At 71.1% G+C, this 17,594-nt stretch carries 19 protein-coding genes; 12 read left to right on the top strand and 7 right to left on the bottom strand.

Translation table 11 applies throughout. The features are described 5' to 3' along the window. Positions 1 to 17 precede the first annotated feature (17 nt). A complete protein-coding gene (locus Q7X29_RS30645; protein ID WP_316576113.1) occupies positions 18 to 719 on the bottom strand; it encodes a TetR/AcrR family transcriptional regulator in 702 nt (233 codons plus the stop codon). 58 nt (positions 720 to 777) lie between these two features. Between Q7X29_RS30645 and Q7X29_RS30650 the strand changes: the two genes are divergently transcribed. Next, positions 778 to 1,467 carry a DUF4386 family protein gene (locus tag Q7X29_RS30650; protein ID WP_316576114.1) on the top strand — a complete coding sequence of 230 codons (690 nt, stop codon included), beginning with the start codon at positions 778 to 780 and terminating at the stop codon, positions 1,465 to 1,467. Here Q7X29_RS30650 and Q7X29_RS30655 read toward each other — a convergent pair. Further along, positions 1,425 to 2,723, bottom strand: coding sequence for an alpha/beta hydrolase (locus Q7X29_RS30655; protein ID WP_316576115.1), 1,299 nt, complete (start codon positions 2,721 to 2,723; stop codon positions 1,425 to 1,427). The genes Q7X29_RS30650 and Q7X29_RS30655 overlap by 43 nt on opposite strands. Positions 2,724 to 2,846: 123 nt before the next feature. Here Q7X29_RS30655 and Q7X29_RS30660 point away from each other — a divergent pair, with 123 nt between their 5' ends. Next, positions 2,847 to 4,949: a bifunctional lysylphosphatidylglycerol flippase/synthetase MprF gene (locus Q7X29_RS30660; RefSeq protein WP_316576116.1), complete on the top strand. Its 2,103-nt coding sequence runs from the start codon at positions 2,847 to 2,849 to the stop codon at positions 4,947 to 4,949. A gap of 6 nt (positions 4,950 to 4,955) precedes the next feature. Here the strand turns inward: Q7X29_RS30660 and Q7X29_RS30665 are convergent, their stop codons facing one another. Next, positions 4,956 to 5,648, bottom strand: coding sequence for a pyridoxamine 5'-phosphate oxidase family protein (locus Q7X29_RS30665; RefSeq protein ID WP_218717117.1), 693 nt, complete (start codon positions 5,646 to 5,648; stop codon positions 4,956 to 4,958). A 79-nt stretch (positions 5,649 to 5,727) separates the two neighbouring features. Between Q7X29_RS30665 and pdxR the strand changes: the two genes are divergently transcribed. The 3 genes from pdxR to Q7X29_RS30680 all read left to right on the top strand — a co-directional run bounded on the left by pdxR (position 5,728) and on the right by Q7X29_RS30680 (position 8,902). Continuing rightward, complete coding sequence (gene pdxR, locus Q7X29_RS30670) at positions 5,728 to 7,113, top strand: MocR-like pyridoxine biosynthesis transcription factor PdxR (RefSeq protein WP_316576117.1); 1,386 nt, start codon at positions 5,728 to 5,730, stop codon at positions 7,111 to 7,113. Between the two features lie 107 nt (positions 7,114 to 7,220). Then, positions 7,221 to 7,466, top strand: coding sequence for a DUF2630 family protein (locus Q7X29_RS30675; protein ID WP_218716755.1), 246 nt, complete (start codon positions 7,221 to 7,223; stop codon positions 7,464 to 7,466). Then, entirely contained in the window at positions 7,463 to 8,902 is a 1,440-nt protein-coding gene (locus Q7X29_RS30680) for a dihydrolipoyl dehydrogenase family protein (protein ID WP_316576118.1), read from the top strand. The genes Q7X29_RS30675 and Q7X29_RS30680 overlap by 4 nt, the downstream gene beginning before the upstream one ends. Positions 8,903 to 8,905: 3 nt before the next feature. Here the strand turns inward: Q7X29_RS30680 and Q7X29_RS30685 are convergent, their stop codons facing one another. Beyond that, positions 8,906 to 9,775, bottom strand: a complete 870-nt coding sequence (locus Q7X29_RS30685) for an Fpg/Nei family DNA glycosylase (RefSeq protein WP_316576119.1) — start codon at positions 9,773 to 9,775, stop codon at positions 8,906 to 8,908. 77 nt (positions 9,776 to 9,852) lie between these two features. Further along, the gene (cobF, locus tag Q7X29_RS30690; protein ID WP_316576120.1) at positions 9,853 to 10,593 is read right to left on the bottom strand and encodes a precorrin-6A synthase (deacetylating); all 741 of its coding nucleotides are present in this window, start codon (positions 10,591 to 10,593) and stop codon (positions 9,853 to 9,855) included. Between the two features lie 45 nt (positions 10,594 to 10,638). Here cobF and Q7X29_RS30695 point away from each other — a divergent pair, with 45 nt between their 5' ends. The 6 genes from Q7X29_RS30695 to Q7X29_RS30720 all read left to right on the top strand — a co-directional run bounded on the left by Q7X29_RS30695 (position 10,639) and on the right by Q7X29_RS30720 (position 14,866). Next, positions 10,639 to 11,442 (top strand): thymidylate synthase, encoded by an 804-nt coding sequence (locus tag Q7X29_RS30695; RefSeq protein WP_218716759.1) that lies wholly within the window; start codon positions 10,639 to 10,641, stop codon positions 11,440 to 11,442. Further along, complete coding sequence (locus Q7X29_RS30700) at positions 11,439 to 11,927, top strand: dihydrofolate reductase (RefSeq protein ID WP_218716760.1); 489 nt, start codon at positions 11,439 to 11,441, stop codon at positions 11,925 to 11,927. Before Q7X29_RS30695 ends, Q7X29_RS30700 begins: the two co-directional genes overlap by 4 nt. 103 nt (positions 11,928 to 12,030) lie before the next feature. Further along, a complete protein-coding gene (locus Q7X29_RS30705; RefSeq protein ID WP_218716761.1) occupies positions 12,031 to 12,357 on the top strand; it encodes a cupin domain-containing protein in 327 nt (108 codons plus the stop codon). 73 nt (positions 12,358 to 12,430) lie between these two features. Further along, entirely contained in the window at positions 12,431 to 13,483 is a 1,053-nt protein-coding gene (locus Q7X29_RS30710) for a Dyp-type peroxidase (protein WP_218716762.1), read from the top strand. After that, the gene (locus Q7X29_RS30715) at positions 13,484 to 14,281 is read left to right on the top strand and encodes a family 1 encapsulin nanocompartment shell protein (protein ID WP_218716763.1); all 798 of its coding nucleotides are present in this window, start codon (positions 13,484 to 13,486) and stop codon (positions 14,279 to 14,281) included. 57 nt (positions 14,282 to 14,338) lie between these two features. Continuing rightward, the gene (locus Q7X29_RS30720) at positions 14,339 to 14,866 is read left to right on the top strand and encodes a hypothetical protein (RefSeq protein ID WP_316576121.1); all 528 of its coding nucleotides are present in this window, start codon (positions 14,339 to 14,341) and stop codon (positions 14,864 to 14,866) included. Between the two features lie 4 nt (positions 14,867 to 14,870). Here Q7X29_RS30720 and Q7X29_RS30725 read toward each other — a convergent pair whose 3' ends face one another. Further along, positions 14,871 to 15,869: a GlxA family transcriptional regulator gene (locus Q7X29_RS30725; RefSeq protein ID WP_316576122.1), complete on the bottom strand. Its 999-nt coding sequence runs from the start codon at positions 15,867 to 15,869 to the stop codon at positions 14,871 to 14,873. 120 nt (positions 15,870 to 15,989) lie between these two features. Between Q7X29_RS30725 and Q7X29_RS30730 the strand changes: the two genes are divergently transcribed. After that, the gene (locus Q7X29_RS30730; RefSeq protein WP_316576123.1) at positions 15,990 to 16,811 is read left to right on the top strand and encodes an alpha/beta fold hydrolase; all 822 of its coding nucleotides are present in this window, start codon (positions 15,990 to 15,992) and stop codon (positions 16,809 to 16,811) included. Positions 16,812 to 16,830: 19 nt separating this feature from the next. Here Q7X29_RS30730 and Q7X29_RS30735 read toward each other — a convergent pair whose 3' ends face one another. Further along, on the bottom strand, positions 16,831 to 17,508 hold the full coding sequence (locus tag Q7X29_RS30735) for a TetR/AcrR family transcriptional regulator (RefSeq protein WP_316576124.1): 678 nt from the start codon (positions 17,506 to 17,508) through the stop codon (positions 16,831 to 16,833). Between the last annotated feature and the right edge of the window lie 86 nt (positions 17,509 to 17,594).

The raw sequence follows: 17,594 nt of genomic DNA on the forward strand, positions 1-17,594 counted from the left end.
ATGCCCCTACCGGGCACTCAGGCCGCCGTCATCCCGGTGAGCAACGCCCGCAGTCCCCACACGAACTGATCCACCGAGTTCCAGGCGGCGATCTCGTCGAGGTGCGCCGCGGTGCGCGGCCACCGGGTGGCGTCGACCTCGTCCAGCGCGGCCCTGCGCTGCGCGATGCGCTCGGATTCCGGTGGCAGCGGCGGCTTTCCGTCGGTTTCGGCGACCTCGAGCGCGACCGCGCCGAGTACCTGCACGATCACCGCGTACACCCCGTGCGCCCGCGTCTGGGCGGGCAGACCGCCGCGCGCCAGGCAACCGAACATCGCCTCGCCGACATCACGGGCCGCGACGCCGTCCATCGGGCCGGACATCATCAGCGTGGCCACCGCCGGATGGGCGAGCAGTTGGTCGCGCAGGCCGAGGGCGAACTGGATCACCGCGGCGGTCCACTCCACGCCGGGATCCGACAGCGGACCGAGCGGCACCGCGGCGAGCACCCGTTCGATCACCGCGCGCTCGAGGTCCGCGCGACTGGCGACGTAGGTATAGACCGCGTTCGGGTTGACGCCGAGCCGCCCGGCCACGGCCCGGATCGACAGGGCGCTCGGCCCTCCGTCATCGAGCAGGTCGAGCGCGGTGTCGACGACCTGCTCCTCGGTGAACGACCGCCGCGTCGGCCGCGGCGCACCGGTCGCGGCGCGCCGACCTGTTGACTTCTCCTCCGACATGCGATGGACTGTACCCCGTACAGCTACCTGTACTCCGTACAGCCAGAATGGACATCTCATGCGCACCAGGCCGTGGCCCGCCATCACGCTGCTGATCGCGGCGCCGATCCTCATGAACCTGGCCTTCACCGGTTTGGGTGTGTCGTTCGACTACCCCGACGTCCTGACCCGGCCCGCCACCGAGGCGCTCGCGCAGTTCCGCGCCGAGCGGCGCACCGTCGTCGCGCTGTTCACCCTGCTCGCCGCCACCGCCTGCGCCTTCGGTCCGCTGGCTGTCCTGGTCGGCAGGCTCGACGAGTCGTCGATCATGCGGTGGGCCGTGCGCGCCGGCGTCGCCGCCGCGATCGTGCAGACCGTCGGCCTGCTGCGCTGGCCGCTGCTCGTGCCCGGCCTCGCCGACCGCGTCGCCACCGAGGGCCCCGACTCCCCCGCGATCCACACCTTCGAGACCGCCGATACCGTCCTGGGCACGGTCATCGGCGAGACCGCGGGCTACGCCCTCACCGCGCTGTGGACAGCCTTGGTCGTGTCCGCGCTGCGCGACCGCGTCCCCCGCTGGTTCGCCGTGCTCGGCTACGCCGGTGCCGCCGCCGTCGCGACCGGCGTCCTGGTTCCGCTCGGCGTCGAGGCCGCCGGGCTGACCAATTTCCTCGGCTACCTGCTGTGGAGCTGCTGGCTGCTCGCCTTCGCCGCGCTGCTGGCCGGTTACCCGGTGATGCCGAGCCGGTTTGCCAGCCAAGGGAGTTGATCGCGTAGCCCGGCGGACCACAGCGCGAAGCTGTGACCGCCGGGCAGCACCCGCAAGTGGACATCCATCCCGGCGTCTTCGGCCGCCTGATACATCCGCTCCACCTGCGGGCGATAGATCTCGTCGTCGGCGCCGACCACGAACGCGCCTGCGGAGTCCGGGTAGGTCCGGCCGCGCAGCAGGTCGAGCGGGTTGACCCGCAGCAGCGCGGCGGTATCGCCGCCGAAGGCCGCCTCGACCGTGCGCTGCCGGTCGCCGAGCGTCGGCTCGTCCTCCCCGGACAGGTCCAGGAACGTGGGATAGACCTGCGGATAGTTGGTCGCCAGTTGCAGCGCGCACGTCCCGCCGTAGGACAGACCACCCACCGCCCACGCGCGCGGATCCGGATCGACCTGGAGGTTCGCCCGCACCCAGGCGGGCACGTCGACGGCCAGATACGTGGCGACCTTGCCCAGCCGCGAGTCCAGGCACAGCGGGTTCGCCAGCTGACTACCGGTGCCGTCGGCGACCACCACGATCGGCGCCAGACCATGGTGGGCGCGGGCGAAGGCGTCCATCGTCTCGACCATTCGCCCGCCGACGATCCAGTCGTCGGGCGCGCCCGGCTGTCCGGCGAGCAGCACCAGCACCGGCAGCAGCGGGCGCGGGTCGGCGAAATAGGCAGGCGGCAGGTAGATCTCGGCGGCGCGGGCGGTGAACCCGGATTCGGTCGGCGGCACCGTCGCGGTCAGCACCTTGCCGCCGTGCGGCAGTCCGGCGGGCTCGGTCCACACCGACTCCAGCGGCCGCCCGCCGACCACCCGCGCGCTGCGGGTCAGCTCGCTCGCGCCGACCCGCTGGATCTCGTCGATACCCAGCGCCGAGCCGACGGTCGGATACGCGGCGTAGACCAGATTGATCCGGACGCCGACCGCCGCCAGCACCGCGAGCGCGGCGAGCAGGGTGACGATCGCGCTCCGCACCCTCCGGCGCACCAGGATTCGCGGCACGATCAGCAGGACCGCCGCCACCGCGACCCCCACCAGCACGTAGACCGACACCGCGATCGGGTCGGGGAACGGCCGCCAGACCTCCTCGACGAACAGATACAGCGCGACGGTCAGCACGGTCGCGGCCAGCAGCACGATCGGCATCGTCGTGGTGACATAGCGCCGAGATCGCGCGAACAGCAACCACACCGCACCCAGCACGCCGAGCAGGGTCAGCACCACCGGGAGCCCACCGGCGAGCAACGACAGATCGGTGATCCTCGACATCGCTGACCTCCACAGATGCCACCTCGACGCGCGGAGCCGGGTCCGCGCGCGGCCACGATGACATACGGTACACAGACGACTTCACCGCGTCCGCGTGGCGCACTCGCAGCAAAGGGTGGATCGATGGACGACAACGCAGCTGCCACCGCGCCGGCTCCATCGGGCGCCCTCGTCACCGCGGGCGTCGTGATCCGGCGGGTGCCGTTCACGATCGGTTTCCTCGCCCTGGTGCTCGTCCTCGGTCTCGCCGGCGGTGGCCTCTGGCGGCGGCTCGACGCCAGGGCCTGGTTCCCCGACATCGCCTACGGTTGGCCGCCGCTCACGGAGGGCAAGTGGTGGACTCCGCTGTCCGGCTGGGTCTTCGGGCTCACGCCGTTCCAGTACGCCGTCATGACAGTGCTTTTCGCGCTGGCGGTGGGCTGGGCCGAGTGGCGGCTCGGTACCGCGCGCACCGCGCTGGTCTGCCTCAGCGCGCAGCTGATCGGCGTGCTCGTCGCGTCGGTCCTCGTCGGGTTGCTCCAGCACACCCATCTCGGCTGGGCCGACCGGCTGGCCGAGGTTCGCGACGTCGGGTTCACCACCTCGGCCCTCGCCGCGATCGCCGCGGCCTCGGCGACGCTGCGCTCGCCCTGGCGGCTGCGGGTGCGCGCCGTACTGGCGGCGCACGTGTCGATCACGTTCCTGTTCGAGTCGACCTTCGCCGATCTCATGCACCTGATCGCGGTCGCGGTGTGGTTCCCGCTGGGCGAGAAGCTGTTCAGCACCACCGAGCACGGCTTCTGGCCGCGTACCCGGCGCGAGGTTCGGATGCTCGCCTACCTCGGGCTGCTGCTGATCGCCGCGGTCTCGGTGCTGGTGTACTTCTTCCCGACCGACAGCCTGCTCGGGCCGACCGGGGAGGAACGCGGCTCACCGGGGAGCACGATCCTGACCGTCGCGGTGATCGCGGTGATCGCCGACCAGCTACGCAAGGGCAGGCGCTGGGCCTGGTGGATCGCCGTCGGCTACGGCACCGTGCACGTGGTGCTCACCCTGGTGCTGCTCGGCGTGGCGATCGGCACCGACTACGCCACGACCGGCGCGGTGACCGTCGGCACCGCGCTGCTGTGGGCGGGCGAGGTGGCGCTGCTCTACGGCGGCCGCGGCGCGTTCCGGGTGGCCAACCGGCGCAGGATCACCGGCGGCGCGCTGTCGGGCACCGACCCGGGCACCGCGGTGCGGGCGCTGCTCGCCCGCTACGGCGGCAGCACCATGTCGTGGATGATCACCTGGCCGGAGAACAAGTACTGGTTCGCCGACGACGGCGAACGCTGCGTCGCCTATCAGCGGCACGCGGGCACCGTCATCGTGCTGACCGACCCGGTCGGCCCGCCGGACCTGTTGCCCGACACCCTCGCCCGCTTCACCGACCGATGCGAGGCCGACGGCCTGGTGCCGTGCCTGTTCTCCACCACGGGCGCCGTCGCCGAGCTGGCGGGCGAACTCGGTTGGCGCAGTGCGCAGATCGCCGAGGACACCATCGTCGACCTGCCGCAGCTCGAGTTCAAGGGCAAGCCGTGGCAGGACATCCGGTCGGCGATCAACAAGGCGAACAAGGAGGGCATCGCGTTCCGGATGGTCCATCTCGCCGAAGAACCGTTCGCGGTGCTGGCGCAGGTGCGCGCGATCTCCGAGGAATGGGTCGGCGAGAAGGGGCTGCCGGAAATGGGATTCACGCTCGGCGGGGTCGAGGAGGCGCTCGATCCCGAGGTGCGGGTCGGCCTGGCGATCGACGCCGACGGCAGCGTGCACGGCGTCACCTCGTGGCTGCCGGTGTACGCCCCCGGCGGGGAGATCCGCGGCTGGACCCTCGATGTCATGCGCAGGCGGCCCGACGGCTTCCGGCCGGTGGTGGAGTTCCTCATCGCCTCGGCCTGTCAGCTGTTCAAAGAGGAAGGCGCCGAGATCGTTTCACTATCCGGCGCCCCACTGGCCCGCAGCGCCGGGACCGACGACGCCGAGCCGATCGATCGACTGCTCGAAGGGCTCGGCGCCGCCATGGAGCCGTACTACGGATTCCGGTCGCTGCACTCGTTCAAGGCGAAGTTCCAGCCCCGCCACGAACCGGTGTACCTGTGCTATCGCGACGAAGCCGACCTGCCGCGGATCGGCATCGCGCTGACGAAGGCGTACCTGCCGGAGGTGTCGGCCAAGGACCTGATGGCCCTGGGCACGGCGCCGCGCTAGACCGCCTCAGCCGACGGTCACCGAGCCCGGCGTCACCCGGGCCGCGACATCGGCGGGCACGTCGACGCCGGGTTCCAGGTCGGCGGCGTCGATCGGCTCGCCCCAGACCTGCCGCAGCGGCAGCACTCCCGCCCAGACGCCGCCGGTCTCGATGTCGGCCGCGTCGTCGTTCGGGCCGCCGGTGCGGACCTTCACCGAGGCTTCGGTGAGATCGAGCGCGAGCACCATGGTGGCCGCCATCTCCCTGCGGTTGGGCGGGCGCACCCGATCCCAGGCGCCCGGCGCGGCGTGTTCGACGATCACCCGCAGCGCGTTGGCGCGCTCGGCCTCGTCGGTGACCAGCACCGCGCGACCACGGATCACCGCGGAGCGGTAGTTCATCGAGAAGTGCATGGCCGAGCGGGAGTACACCAGGCCGTCGACGTGGGTCACCGCGACCGAGATGTCGGTCCCGACGGCGGCGCGCATATTGCCGGCGCCGGTGGAACCGTGCAGGTAGAGCGTGTCGCCCGCGCGGCCGTAGACGGTCGGCAGCACCACCGGGGAGCCGCCGAGCAGCACGCCGAGGTGGCAGACCAGGCCGGCGTCGAGCACCGCGTCGAGGTCGGCGCGGTCCGCGCGGCCCCGTTCCTTGGACCGCGTCAGGGTGGTGCGCGGGGTCGGTGACAAGGGGGCGCGGGTGGTGTCGTGCGTGGTCATAAGATGAGCTTCGCCGAGAAAATGGACCGAAAACAGGTCCACTTCGGGCGAAGATCTACAGGCCAATTCGAGGTGAGCGATGCTCGACGATCTGCCGATTCCGCTCGACCGCACCGCGCCCGAACCGCTGTCGGTGCAGGTAGCCGATGCCCTGCGCGCCGCGGCGACCGGCGGCGTGCTGCGCGTCGGTGAGCGGCTGCCCGCCTCGCGCGCCCTCGCCCAGCGCCTCGGGGTGAGCCGGGCCGTGGTGTCGACCGCCTACGACCAGCTGCACGCGGAGGGCTGGATCGCCGGTCGCCAGGGGTCGGGCACCTACCTGCGCACCGCCCCCGCCGCCGCGCCGCCGACCACCGACCCCGGTGCCGACGCCGATCCCGACGCGCGCCTGCTGGATCTGGGCCCCGGAGCGCCGTGCGCGGAGGCCGTCGACCCGGCCGCCTGGCGACGCGCCTGGCGCGCGGCGGGCGATCACCCCGCCGACACCCGCAAGGACCGCGCTGGTGAGCCCGCCTTCCGAGCCGCCGTCGCCGAACACCTGCTGCGGCACCGCGGTCTGGCCGCGGGAGCCGCCTCGGTGGTGCTCGCCACGGCCGGGACCAGCGCCGGGGTCGGCGAATTGGCGTCGGCGCTGCTGCGGCCGGGCGACACCGTCGCGATCGAGGACCCCGGCTACCAGCGAGCCGTCGGCGCGTTGCGGGCCGCGGGCATCCGGGTGCTGCCCGTCCCGATCGACGCCGACGGACTGCGGGTCGAGCTGATCCCGCCCGGGGTGCGCGCGGTCTATTGCACACCGGCGCACCAGTTTCCGCTCGGCGCGCGCATGCAGGCCGCCCGCCGGGTCGAGCTGATCGAATTCGCCAGGGCGAACGGCGTCTTCGTCATCGAGGACGACTACGACGGCGAATTGCGCTACGACACCGCGCCGCTGCCCCTGCTGGCCGCGATGGCACCCGATGTCGTCGTGCATCTCGGCACCACCAGCAAGATCATCGCCACCACGCTCGGCGTCGGCTGGCTGGTCGCCAGGCCCGACATCGCCGACGCGGTGCTGGCCTGGCGCGCCGAGACCGGCACCGCGCCGAGCCCGGCGGGTCAGCGGGTGCTCAGCGAGTTCGCCCGGCACGGCGACCTGGCCCGCCACCTGCGTCGGCTGCGCCGGGTGGTGCCACCGCGACGTGCCCTGGTGGTCGACGCGCTCGCCCGCCGCGGCCTGCCGGTGGTCGGTGACGACGCGGGCTCCCACGTCGTCGTCGAGCTCCCCGACGCGGCCGCCGAACAGCGCGCGATCGCCGCCGCGCGCGACCGTGGCGTCCTGCTCGACGGCCTCGCGCGGCATCATCTGGCCGCGGCGTACCGGTTCGGCGTCGCCATCGGCTACACCGCCCCGAGCACGGCCGACCTGGTCGCCGCGGTGCCGATCGCGGCCGACTGCCTCGCCGCCGCGCGCCACGATCTCCCCCGGTAGCGCGCCTGATCGCCGCGCCCCCGCCCGGCACGGTCGTAGCATGGACCCCGACCCCGTGCGGGTCGCTGTTCGGGCACTACCCCTCCGACCATCGAAGTGGTGAGCACATGAACGATCAGGACATCCTGGCGCGGATCAAGCAACTGGTCGACGACGAGCACGCGCTGCGCGCCAAGGCCACCGCGGGCGAGATCGACCCGGTCGCCGAACGCCAGCAGCTGGCCCAGCTGGAGGTGATGCTCGATCAGGCGTGGGATCTGTTGCGGCAGCGCCGCGCCCGCTCCGGCGCCGCCGAATCCCCCGACGACACCGGGATGCGTTCCCCGCGTGAGGTCGAGGGCTATCTGCAGTGACCGACGCCGAATACGACGTCATCGTCCTCGGCGCGGGCCCGGCCGGTGAGAACGCCGCCGCCTACGCCATCGCAGGCAGCGACCGCACCGCCGCGCTGGTCGAACGGGAACTGTTCGGCGGCGAGTGCAGCTACTGGGCGTGCATTCCGAGCAAGGCGCTGCTGCGCTCCGGTGCCGTCCTCGGCCTGGGCCGGGCGATGCCGGGGGTGACCGCGAGCGGGCCACAGGTGGCCGACGTGCTCGCCCGGCGCGACTCCTTCACCCACGATCGCGACGACACCTCCCAGGTCGACTGGGCGAAGTCGGCCCGCATCGACCCGGTGCGCGGCTCCGGCAGGCTGGTGGGCGAACGCCTCGTCGAGGTGGTCACCGACGACGGCGTCCGCGTCCTGCGCGCCCGGCACGCGGTCGTGCTCGCCACCGGCACCACCGCCACCATTCCCCGTATTCCCGGCCTCGCCGAGGCCCTGCCGTGGATCTCCCGCGACGTCACCAATCTGACGGTGGTGCCGCGCCGGGTCGCCGTCATCGGCGGCGGTGTCGTCGCCTGCGAGGCGGCGACCTGGCTGGCCGAGCTCGGCGCCGAGGAGGTGACGCTGCTGGTCCGCGGTGACCGCTTGCTGCCGCGCGCCGAACCGTTCGCCGCGGAGCTGGTGCTGCGCGGCCTGCGCGAGACCGGCGTCGTCACGGTGCGGCTGCACACCGAACCGTCGCTGATCTCCCGGCGCGACCCCGCCGACACCGGCGTCGGCCGCATCCACGGCGGACCGGTCACCCTCGTTCTCGACGACGGGGAACTCGAGGTCGACGAACTCGTCGTCGCCACCGGCCGCACCCCCGCCACCGACGGGCTCGGGCTCGACGCCGTCGGCCTGCCCGCCGGCTACGTCGAGGTCGACGACCAGCTGACCGTGCGCGGTGTCCCCGGCGACTGGCTCTACGCCGTCGGCGACGTGAATCATCGTGCGGCGCTGACGCATATGGGCAAGTACCAGGCCAGGGTGTGTGGTGACGTCATCGCCGCCCGCGCCGAGGGCAGGCCGCTGGACCGGCCCCGGTTCACCGCGAGCGCCGACCACCAGCAGGTGCCCCAGGTCGTCTACACCGCACCGGAACTCGCCTCCGTCGGCCTCACCGAACACGAGGCGCGGAAGGCCGGGCACGCCGTCGACACCGTCGAGATCGATATCGCCGTGGCCGGTTCGTCGCTGTCGCGCGACGATTTCCGTGGCCGCGCGAAGCTCGTCGTCGACACCGCGTCCGACCGGCTGCTCGGCGCGACCTTCGTCGGCCCCGACATGGGCGAGCAACTGCACGCGGCCACCATCGCCGTGGTCGGCCGGGTTCCGCTGGAGACGCTGTGGCACGCGGTGCCGGCATTCCCCGCCGTCAGCGAGTTCTGGCTGCGCCTGCTGGAGGCGTGGCGCGACCGCTGAGCCTTACTTGAGCAGCCGCGACATCCGCCGGTCGGCGAGCACCTTGCCGCCGGTCTGGCAGGTGGCGCAGTACTGGAACGAACGCTCCGCGTAGGACACCTCGCGCACGGTGTCACCGCAGACCGGGCACTTCAGCCCGGTGCGCGCGTGCACCCGCATGCCCGAACGCTTCTCGCCCTTCAACCTGGCCGCGTCCTGCCCGACCGAGCGCCGCACCGCGTCGAGCAGCACCTCGCGCATGGCGGTGTAGAGCTGCGACACCTTGTCGGCCGGGATCGTCTTCGTGTTCGCGAACGGGGAGATCTTGGCGGTATGCAGGATCTCGTCGGAGTAGGCGTTGCCGATCCCCGCGATCAGCGTCTGATCGACCAGGGCGGTCTTGATCCGCTGCGAGGTTCCCTTCAGCAGCGCCGCGAACTCGTCCTCGGTGACCGCCAGGGCGTCCGGACCGAGCCGCGCGATGCCGGGCACCGCCTTCGGATCGTCGACCACATAGACCGCCAGCCGCTTCTTCGTCCCCGCCTCGGTCAGGTCGATCGACGGTGTCGCGCCCGCCGGCGTGAAGAAATGCACCCGCAGGGCCAGCGGCGACTTGCCGCCCGGCTTGGGCGGCAACGGATTCGGTTCGTCCACCCAGCGCAGCCAGCCACCGCGCGAGAGATGGGTGATCAGCCACAGCCCGCCGCAGTCCATTCCGAGGAACTTGCCCCAGCGCCCCGCCCCGGTGACATCCCGTCCGGACAGCGCCGTCACCGGCGGGTCGAACGTCTTCACCGCGCTCAACGCGGCCACGTCGACTCGCCCCACCACCGCGCCGACCGCATGATCCCGCAGGAACTGCGCCAGCGCCTCCACCTCGGGTAGCTCGGGCACAGCGCCAGTTTAGCGGCTGGTGCGGCGCGTTCGCGGCCGTCCCGCCTCGGGGTCGGGGTGCGTGGCCGCGTCGGGACTCAACGTCCCCGCAGGAGGTACACGTCCATGATCCAGCCCTTGGCGGCGCGCAGCTCCGCGCGGCGGGCCACGATCCGCTGCTCGACCTCGCGCAGCGGTCCCTCGATCAGGGTCTCGTCGGGCATGCCGAGGTAGGCGCCCCACCAGATGTGCACGTCGTCGCCGGGGATCTCGGTGAACGAGCAGTCGCCGTCGAGCATCACCACGGTGGACCCGGCGCCGAGACCCTCCTCGCGGAGCCTGCGACCGGTGGTGACGTGGACCGGTTCGCCGATGCGGTGCAGGACCGTGCGGTGGCGGGCGGCCAGCGCGGCCACGCTGGTGACGCCGGGGATCACCTCGTAGTCGAACGTCGCGCGGCCGCCGGCCAGCACGTGTTCGACCATGCGCAGGGTGCTGTCGTAGAGGGCCGGGTCGCCCCACACCAGGATCGCGCCGACCCCGTCGACCTCGGCGAAGGCGGCCGCGAGCAGTTCGGCGCGGCGTTCGTGCCAGTCCCGCACGACGCCTGCGTAGTCGTCGGGGGTGCGGTCGCGGGGTGGATCGGTGATCTCGATGATCCGGTGCGGACCCTCGACGTGCTCGGCCAGGATCGCGGTGCGCACGTCGACGAGCTCCTGCTTCTCGGCGCCCTTGCCGATGACGAAGAAGGCGTCGGCGTGTCGCATGGCCTTGACCGCCTGCATCGTCACCTGGTCGGGGTCACCGGCACCGATGCCGATCACGTAGAGCTTGCGCATACGCGGAGAGCTTGCCAGGTGCCGTGCACCGTAGAATCGCCAGGCGTGGCCACTCCTGATACGCAGTACGAGGATCTGCTCCGGCACGTGCTGGCGGACGGCACCCCCAAAGCCGATCGCACCGGCACCGGAACTCGCAGCATCTTCGGTCATCAGCTGCGCTACGACCTGGCCGAGAGCTTCCCGCTGATCACCACCAAGCGGGTGCACCTCAAGTCGATCGCCTACGAACTGCTGTGGTTCCTGCGCGGCGACTCCAACGTGTCCTGGCTGCGGGAGCACGGCGTGACCATCTGGGACGAGTGGGCCGACGACAAGGGCGAGCTCGGCCCGGTCTACGGCGTGCAGTGGCGCTCCTGGCCCACGCCCGACGGCACCCACATCGACCAGATCGCCCAGGTGCTGCACACCCTGCGCACCGACCCGGACTCGCGCCGGATGATCGTCTCGGCCTGGAACGTCGCCGACCTGGACAAGATGGCCCTGGCGCCGTGCCACGCCTTCTTCCAGTTCTACGTCGCCGACGGCAAGCTGTCGTGCCAGCTGTACCAGCGCAGCGCCGACCTGTTCCTCGGCGTGCCGTTCAATATCGCCAGCTACGCACTGCTGACCCTGATGGTGGCCCAGCAGACCGAGCTCGAGCCGGGCGAGTTCATCTGGACCGGCGGCGACGTGCACATCTACGACAACCACGTCGACCAGGCGCGCGAGCAGCTCAGCCGCGAGCCCTACCCGTTCCCGACCCTGCACCTGCGCCCGGCGACCAGCCTGTTCGACTACACCTACGACGACATCGAGCTCACCGGCTACCAGCACCACCCGGCCATCAAGGCGCCGGTGGCGGTGTGAGCGGTCAGATCGGCCTCATCTGGGCGCAGGCCGCCGACGGCGTGATCGGGGTGGACAACACCATCCCGTGGCGCCTCCCCGAGGACATGGCCAATTTCCGGGACACCACCATGGGCCATCCGGTCATCATGGGCAGGCGTACCTGGGACTCGCTGCCCGAGGCCTACCGCCCGCTGGCGGGCCGTCGCAACATCGTGGTCACCCGGCAGACCGATTGGGCGGGCGAAGGCGCCGAACGCGCCGCCTCGCTGCCCGACGCGCTGGCCCTGGCCGGACCGGGCGATGTCTGGGTGGCCGGCGGCGGCGAGATCTATCGCGCCGCGCTCCCGCTGGCGACGACGCTGCTGGTCACCGAGGTCGACACGCGAGTGACCGGCGACGCGTTCGCCCCGGTCATCGGCCCCGAGTGGCAGGCGCCGGAAACGCCGTGGCAGGAGTCGAAAACCGGTCTCCGCTACCGCATTCGCCGCTACACCCGGCGCTGACAACACCTGGCTAACGGTCTGGCAAAACGCCCGACCGCGGGCGCGGTCTCGGGCATACTCCCAGATACCAAGCCCCGCGAGAGCCTGCGAAAGGCGCTATGCCATGGACAAGAAATCGCTGACCGCGGTGGCCCGCCAACAGCTGAAGCTGGCGGCCACCTCGACGAGTGGCCGAAGTTCGCAAACCGTCATCGGCGGCCACACCCATGTGCTGCGCCAGACCGTCGTCGCCCTGACCGAGGGCCAGAGCCTGGCCGAGCACGACAACGCGGGCGACGCCACCATCCAGGTCCTCAGCGGCACGCTCGTGCTGATCGCGGGCACCGACGAGTGGAAGGGTTCGGCGGGCGATCTCATCGTCGTCCCGCGCGCCCGGCACAGCGTCAAAGCCATCGATAACGTGGCGTTTCTGCTGACCGTCGCCAAATAAGGGTTGCCTGCGGGTCGCTGACACGCGAGGGCGTGCCGCCAACCTGTCCGCGCCGCGCTCTACTCTGGACGGCATGGGTGAGCCACAGCCGATCCTCGAACCGCTCACGCCGGCCGCCATCTTCCTCGTCGCCACCATCGACGAGGGCGGCGAGTCGGCGGTCCGCGACCTCTTGTCGAACATCACCGGTTTGCGCCGTTCGGTCGGTTTCCGGGTGCCCGGCGAGGGCCTGACCTGCGTCACCTCGATCGGCTCCACGGCCTGGGACCGCCTGTTCGCCGGCCCCAAACCCGTTGAGCTGCACGAATTCCCCGGCTACAACGGGCCGATCCACAGCGCGCCGACCACCCCGGGCGACCTGCTGTTCCATATCAGGGGCGAGACCCAGGGCGCGTGCTTCGAACTGGCCATGGCGATCGGCGAGCGCCTGCGCGGCGCGGCCACGATCGTCGACGAGACCGTCGGTTTCCGCTACTTCGAACAGCGTGACCTGCTCGGCTTCGTCGACGGCACCGAGAACCCCGAGGGCAGCGCCGCGTACTCGGCGGCCCTGATCGGCGACGAGGACCCGGATTTCGCCGGCGGTAGCTACGTCATCGTGCAGAAATACACCCACCCGCTCGACCAGTGGAACGCGCTGTCGATCGAGGAGCAGGAGCGGGTGATCGGGCGGACCAAGCTCGGCGACTACGAACTGCCCGACGACATCAAGCCCGCCGACTCCCATGTCGCGGTGAACACCCTGGTCGACCCCGACGGCACCGAACGCCAGATCGTGCGCGCCAACATGCCGTTCGGCACGATCGGCCAGGGCGAGTTCGGCACCTACTACATCGCCTACGCCGCCACCCCGAGCGTCACCGAGCGCATGCTGGAGCGGATGTTCCTCGGCACCGAGGAGGCGGCCTACGACCGCATCCTCGACTTCTCGTTCGCGGTCACCGGCACGCTGTTCTTCACACCCACCGTCGATTTCCTCGACGATCCGCCAGACGCCCCCGAGTCCGTTGCCACCGAAGAAATTTCCGATTCGCTGCCCGTGTTCACCCCGGTGGAACGGGCCGACGCCGTCGCTTCCGATTCGGACGGCTCGCTCGCCATCGGCTCGATGAAAAGGAGTATCTGAATGAACAACCTGCATCGCGAACTCGCGCCGATCACCGCCGAGGCCTGGGCACAGATCGAGGAGGAAGCCACCCGCACGTTCAAGCGCAATATCGCCGGACGCCGGGTCGTCGACGTCTCGGGTCCGCACGGCGTGGCCTACTCGGCGCGCAACCGGGGCAGGTTGACCGCGATCTCCTCGCCCGACGACGGTGTCGTCGCCCACCAGCGCGTGGTGCAGCCGCTGGTGGAACTCCGGGTGCCGTTCACCCTGAAGCGCGGCGAACTCGACGACATCGAGCGTGGCGCGGGTGACGCCGACTTCGACAATCTCAAGACCGCCGCCCAGAAGATCGCCTTCGCCGAGGACCGCGCGATCTTCGAGAGCTACGCCGCGGCGGGCATCACCGGCATCCGCGACGCCGCCTCCAACGCCGCGGTGGCGCTGCCGAGCAATGTCGTCGACATTCCCGACGCGATCTCGCGCGCGCTGACCGGGCTGCGGCTGGCCGGTGTGCAGGGGCCGTACTCGGTCGTCCTCAGCGCCGAGCTGTACACGCAGGTCAGCGAGACCTCCGATCACGGTCACCCGATCCGCACCCACATCGAGCGGCTGATCGACGGCGAGATCATCTGGGCGCCCGCGATCACCGGCGGTTTCGCGCTCACCACCCGCGGCGGCGACTTCGAGCTGGCGCTGGGCCAGGATCTGTCGATCGGCTACCTCAGCCACGACGCCGAGACCGTGCAGCTGTACTTCCAGGAGACGTTCACCTTCCTCGTGGAGACCTCCGAAGCGGCGGTATCGCTCGGGTCGTGAGCCCGGCGCGGCCCACCCGCTAGGGTGGGCCGCGAGTTCGTGAGAGGGAGGTCTCGCATGGCGGTCGTGCGTGCCGGTGTCGTGCCCGCGGGGCGGAGCCTGCTCTACTGCCTGATCGGGGTGCTGGTCACCACCGGCGTCGTCGGGCTGTTCGTGGCGATGTTCGGGGTCAACCGAGTGATCACCGGCCTGCTCGTCGGCGCGATCGCCGGAGTGGCGGCGGGCGTGGCGCTGTTCGTGCGCGATGTCGTCGAGCTCACCGAGCACGCCATCTACGCCAGGACTCCGTTCCGCTCGTCGACCGTGCCGTGGGATCGCGTCGTCGCGGGCCGCTTCACCCTCGACGAGCGATCCCGCTGGGCACTGGCCCTTGACCTCAATGGCGGAACCAGCGACGAACTGGTCCTGCTGTCTATCCCGCCGGTGGTGCGCCCGGTCGCGGGCGCCTACGACATGCGCAAACGCGAGCAGGTCACCGAGATCCGGGAGATACTGCGCGCCAAGCGAATTCCGGTCACCGTCCTCCCCGAGATCGCGGGCGCGCTCAACCAGCACTGGCAGATCGCCCCGCCCACCTCCCGCTGAGGCCCTACGCGCTGAGCCCGGACTCGAATCCGCGTCGGTAGTCCGAGGGCGACACCCCGAGCCGCGCGACGAAGGTGCGGCGCAACGCCTCGGCACTGGTGAATCCCGCCTCGGACGCCGCCCGGCTCACCGAGCTACCCGCCTCGAGCCGGGCCCTGGCGAGATCGAATCGCACGTTCGCCGCGTACTCGGCCGGGCTGAGCCCGGTCTCCTCGGTGAAGAGCCGGGTGAGGTGGCGGGGGCTCACATTCACGTGCCGGGCGAGGTCACGCACGCTGTGGCGCCTGGTCGGATCGCGGGCGATGAGATCGGTCACCGCGCGCACCGGCCCCGGCGGCAGCGCCGCGGCGCGCAGCGGCGTCGAGAACTGGGTCTGTCCGCCGGACCGCTGCAGATAGACCAGCAGACCCCGCGCGACCTGACGCGCGATCGAGCTGCCCAGATCCTCGGCGACCAAGGCCAGCGCCAGGTCGATGCCTGCGGCGACCCCGGCCGAGGTCGCGATGTCGTCATCGCGCACGAAGATTCGATCCGCCCGCACGTCGATCCGCGGGTACCGGCGGGCGAGTTCGGCGGCGAACTTCCAGTGCGTGGTGGCGCCGCGACCGTTGAGCAGCCCCAGTTCGGCGAGCACGAAGGCACCGCTGCAGATCGAGACGACCCGGCGGCTGCGCGCCGCGAGAACGCGCGCCGCCTCGACGAGTTCGGGGCCGACGAACTCGACGGGACGGACCTCACTGCCCGGCACCACGAGCGTGTCCAGGGCGGGCGCGTCGGCCGCGGCCGCCGTCACCGCAACCCCGCCGCCGACCGAACTGCGCACCGGCTCGCCGGTGGGTGAGAACAACATCACCTCATAGGCATCGGCGAACTGATTCGCCTCGATGAAGACCTCGGCCGGACCGACGTAGTCGAGCGATTTCACCCCGTCGAACAGCAGAAATCCGACGCGCCGCGGCCCGGTCGGCACAGTGAAGCGAGCACGTTCCGGGGCGACAGACATGCCGATGAATCTACTGCCTGTCCGAAAGTGCGGGATCCGCGGCCGTTCCGGCAGGCGACAGCGGCGGCCCGCCCGACAACGATGGGCAACCTAGTCATCCACCTCTCCGACGGGAGCGCAATGCCCTACTTCACCACGTCCGACGGCACCGAGATCTACTTCTCCGACTGGGGCACCGGACGACCCGTCGTCTTCAGCCACGGCTGGCCGCTGAGCTCCGACGCGTGGGCGCTGGAACGCAAGACCCTGGCCGACGCGGGCTACCGCGTCATCGCGCACGACCGTCGCGGACACGGCCGCTCGTCGCAGCCGTGGCAGGGCAACGACATGGACACCTACGCGCGTGACCTCGCCGAGCTCGTCGAATTCCTCGACCTGCGCGATGTCGTCGTCATCGGGCATTCGACCGGTGGTGGCGAGGTCGTGCGCTACGCGGCCCAGCACGGGCGCGACCGCGTCGCCAAGGTGGTCACCATCGGCGCGGTGCCGCCGATCATGGTCGCGACCGAGGCCTATCCCGACGGTCTGCCGATGGAGGTGTTCGACGGCATCCGCGCCGGCGTGCTCGCCGACCGCTCCACCTTCTATCAGGAGCTCGCGCCCTCGTTCTTCGGCTTCAACCGCGAGGGGGCGACGGTGTCGAAGGGCGCGCAGGACGACTTCTGGCGCCAGGGCATGCTGGCAGGCATCCAGGCCGCCTACGAGTGTGTCGCGGCGTTCTCGGCGACCGATTTCACCGAGGATCTGCGGGCGCTCGAGGTGCCGATCTTCATCGCCCACGGCGACGACGACCAGATCGTGCCGATCGCCGGTGCCGCGCTGAAGTCGATCGAGCTCGTGAAGAACGGCACGCTGAAGGTGTATCCGGGTGCGCCGCACGGCATCTTCGGCGCCTACCAGCAGGAACTGATCGCCGATATCCTCGCGTTCATCGCCGACTGATCGCGGGCTTCGGCACCGCTCAGGCCGACTCGACGGCCTGAGCGGCCAGCCGGGCGAGCAGCGCTTCGGCGGCCGTGCGCACGGGTGCGGTGTCGGCGGTGTGGCCGACGATGCGCAAGATCGCGTCCGGGATCACCCGCTCGGTGTCCTCGCTCGCCGCCCCGGCGTCGGAGCGGATGCCGATCACCGTTTCGACCAACCGGAACGGCAGGATGCGCGCGTCGTCGGGTTGCCCGGTCGCCGCGGCGGATTCGGCCGCGAGCCGTTCGTAGTGCTCGCGCAGTTCGTCGCGGCGGCGCCGGAACGTGGCGAAGCGTTCGGTGCGCAGCTCCGGCAGCAGATATAACGCGCCGAGATTCCAGCGCGCGGTGCGTAATTGGCGCACGTCGAACAGGGCGAGCGCGTAGAGCTGGGTCGCGGCGTCGGCGGGTTCGGCGGCCATCCGCTGTGCCAGCTCGACCGGGCCCGCGACGGTTTCGGCGAGCAGCGCGTCGAGGATGTCGTCCTTGGCGGCGAAGTGGTGATACAGCGAGGCCTGCCTGATCCCGACCGCGTCGGCTACCGCCCGGGTGGAGGTGTTGGCGTAGCCCTTGGTGGTGAACAGCTCCGCCGCCGCGTCGAGGATCTCCGCGCGCGGCGTCGTCCCCTGCCTACGCCGCTGTTCCAGCCGGGGACGCCCGGGACCGAGGTTTGCCACGTCCAAGATTCTGTCATCGGGCGCCGACCTGGGCGGCAGCGGGCACCTCACCAGCGAGGATGCCGGTCGGTCGAATTCCTGTCACT

This window comes from Nocardia canadensis (genome assembly GCF_032656385.1).
GTDB classification, from domain to species: Bacteria; Actinomycetota; Actinomycetes; order Mycobacteriales; family Mycobacteriaceae; genus Nocardia; species Nocardia canadensis.

What these genes read in the sequence shown, in the direction of transcription:
- Q7X29_RS30675 (WP_218716755.1), top strand. Translation starts at nt 7,221, where the DNA reads ATGAACGATCAGGACATCCTGGCGCGGATCAAGCAACTGGTCGACGAC.
- pdxR (WP_316576117.1), top strand. Translation starts at nt 5,728, where the DNA reads ATGCTCGACGATCTGCCGATTCCGCTCGACCGCACCGCGCCCGAACCG.
- Q7X29_RS30655 (WP_316576115.1), bottom strand. Translation starts at nt 2,723, where the DNA reads ATGTCGAGGATCACCGATCTGTCGTTGCTCGCCGGTGGGCTCCCGGTG.
- Q7X29_RS30730 (WP_316576123.1), top strand. Translation starts at nt 15,990, where the DNA reads ATGCCCTACTTCACCACGTCCGACGGCACCGAGATCTACTTCTCCGAC.
- Q7X29_RS30705 (WP_218716761.1), top strand. Translation starts at nt 12,031, where the DNA reads ATGGACAAGAAATCGCTGACCGCGGTGGCCCGCCAACAGCTGAAGCTG.
- cobF (WP_316576120.1), bottom strand. Translation starts at nt 10,593, where the DNA reads ATGCGCAAGCTCTACGTGATCGGCATCGGTGCCGGTGACCCCGACCAG.
- Q7X29_RS30665 (WP_218717117.1), bottom strand. Translation starts at nt 5,648, where the DNA reads ATGACCACGCACGACACCACCCGCGCCCCCTTGTCACCGACCCCGCGC.
- Q7X29_RS30725 (WP_316576122.1), bottom strand. Translation starts at nt 15,869, where the DNA reads ATGTCTGTCGCCCCGGAACGTGCTCGCTTCACTGTGCCGACCGGGCCG.
- Q7X29_RS30715 (WP_218716763.1), top strand. Translation starts at nt 13,484, where the DNA reads ATGAACAACCTGCATCGCGAACTCGCGCCGATCACCGCCGAGGCCTGG.
- Q7X29_RS30645 (WP_316576113.1), bottom strand. Translation starts at nt 719, where the DNA reads ATGTCGGAGGAGAAGTCAACAGGTCGGCGCGCCGCGACCGGTGCGCCG.
- Q7X29_RS30710 (WP_218716762.1), top strand. Translation starts at nt 12,431, where the DNA reads ATGGGTGAGCCACAGCCGATCCTCGAACCGCTCACGCCGGCCGCCATC.
- Q7X29_RS30720 (WP_316576121.1), top strand. Translation starts at nt 14,339, where the DNA reads ATGGCGGTCGTGCGTGCCGGTGTCGTGCCCGCGGGGCGGAGCCTGCTC.
- Q7X29_RS30650 (WP_316576114.1), top strand. Translation starts at nt 778, where the DNA reads ATGCGCACCAGGCCGTGGCCCGCCATCACGCTGCTGATCGCGGCGCCG.
- Q7X29_RS30660 (WP_316576116.1), top strand. Translation starts at nt 2,847, where the DNA reads ATGGACGACAACGCAGCTGCCACCGCGCCGGCTCCATCGGGCGCCCTC.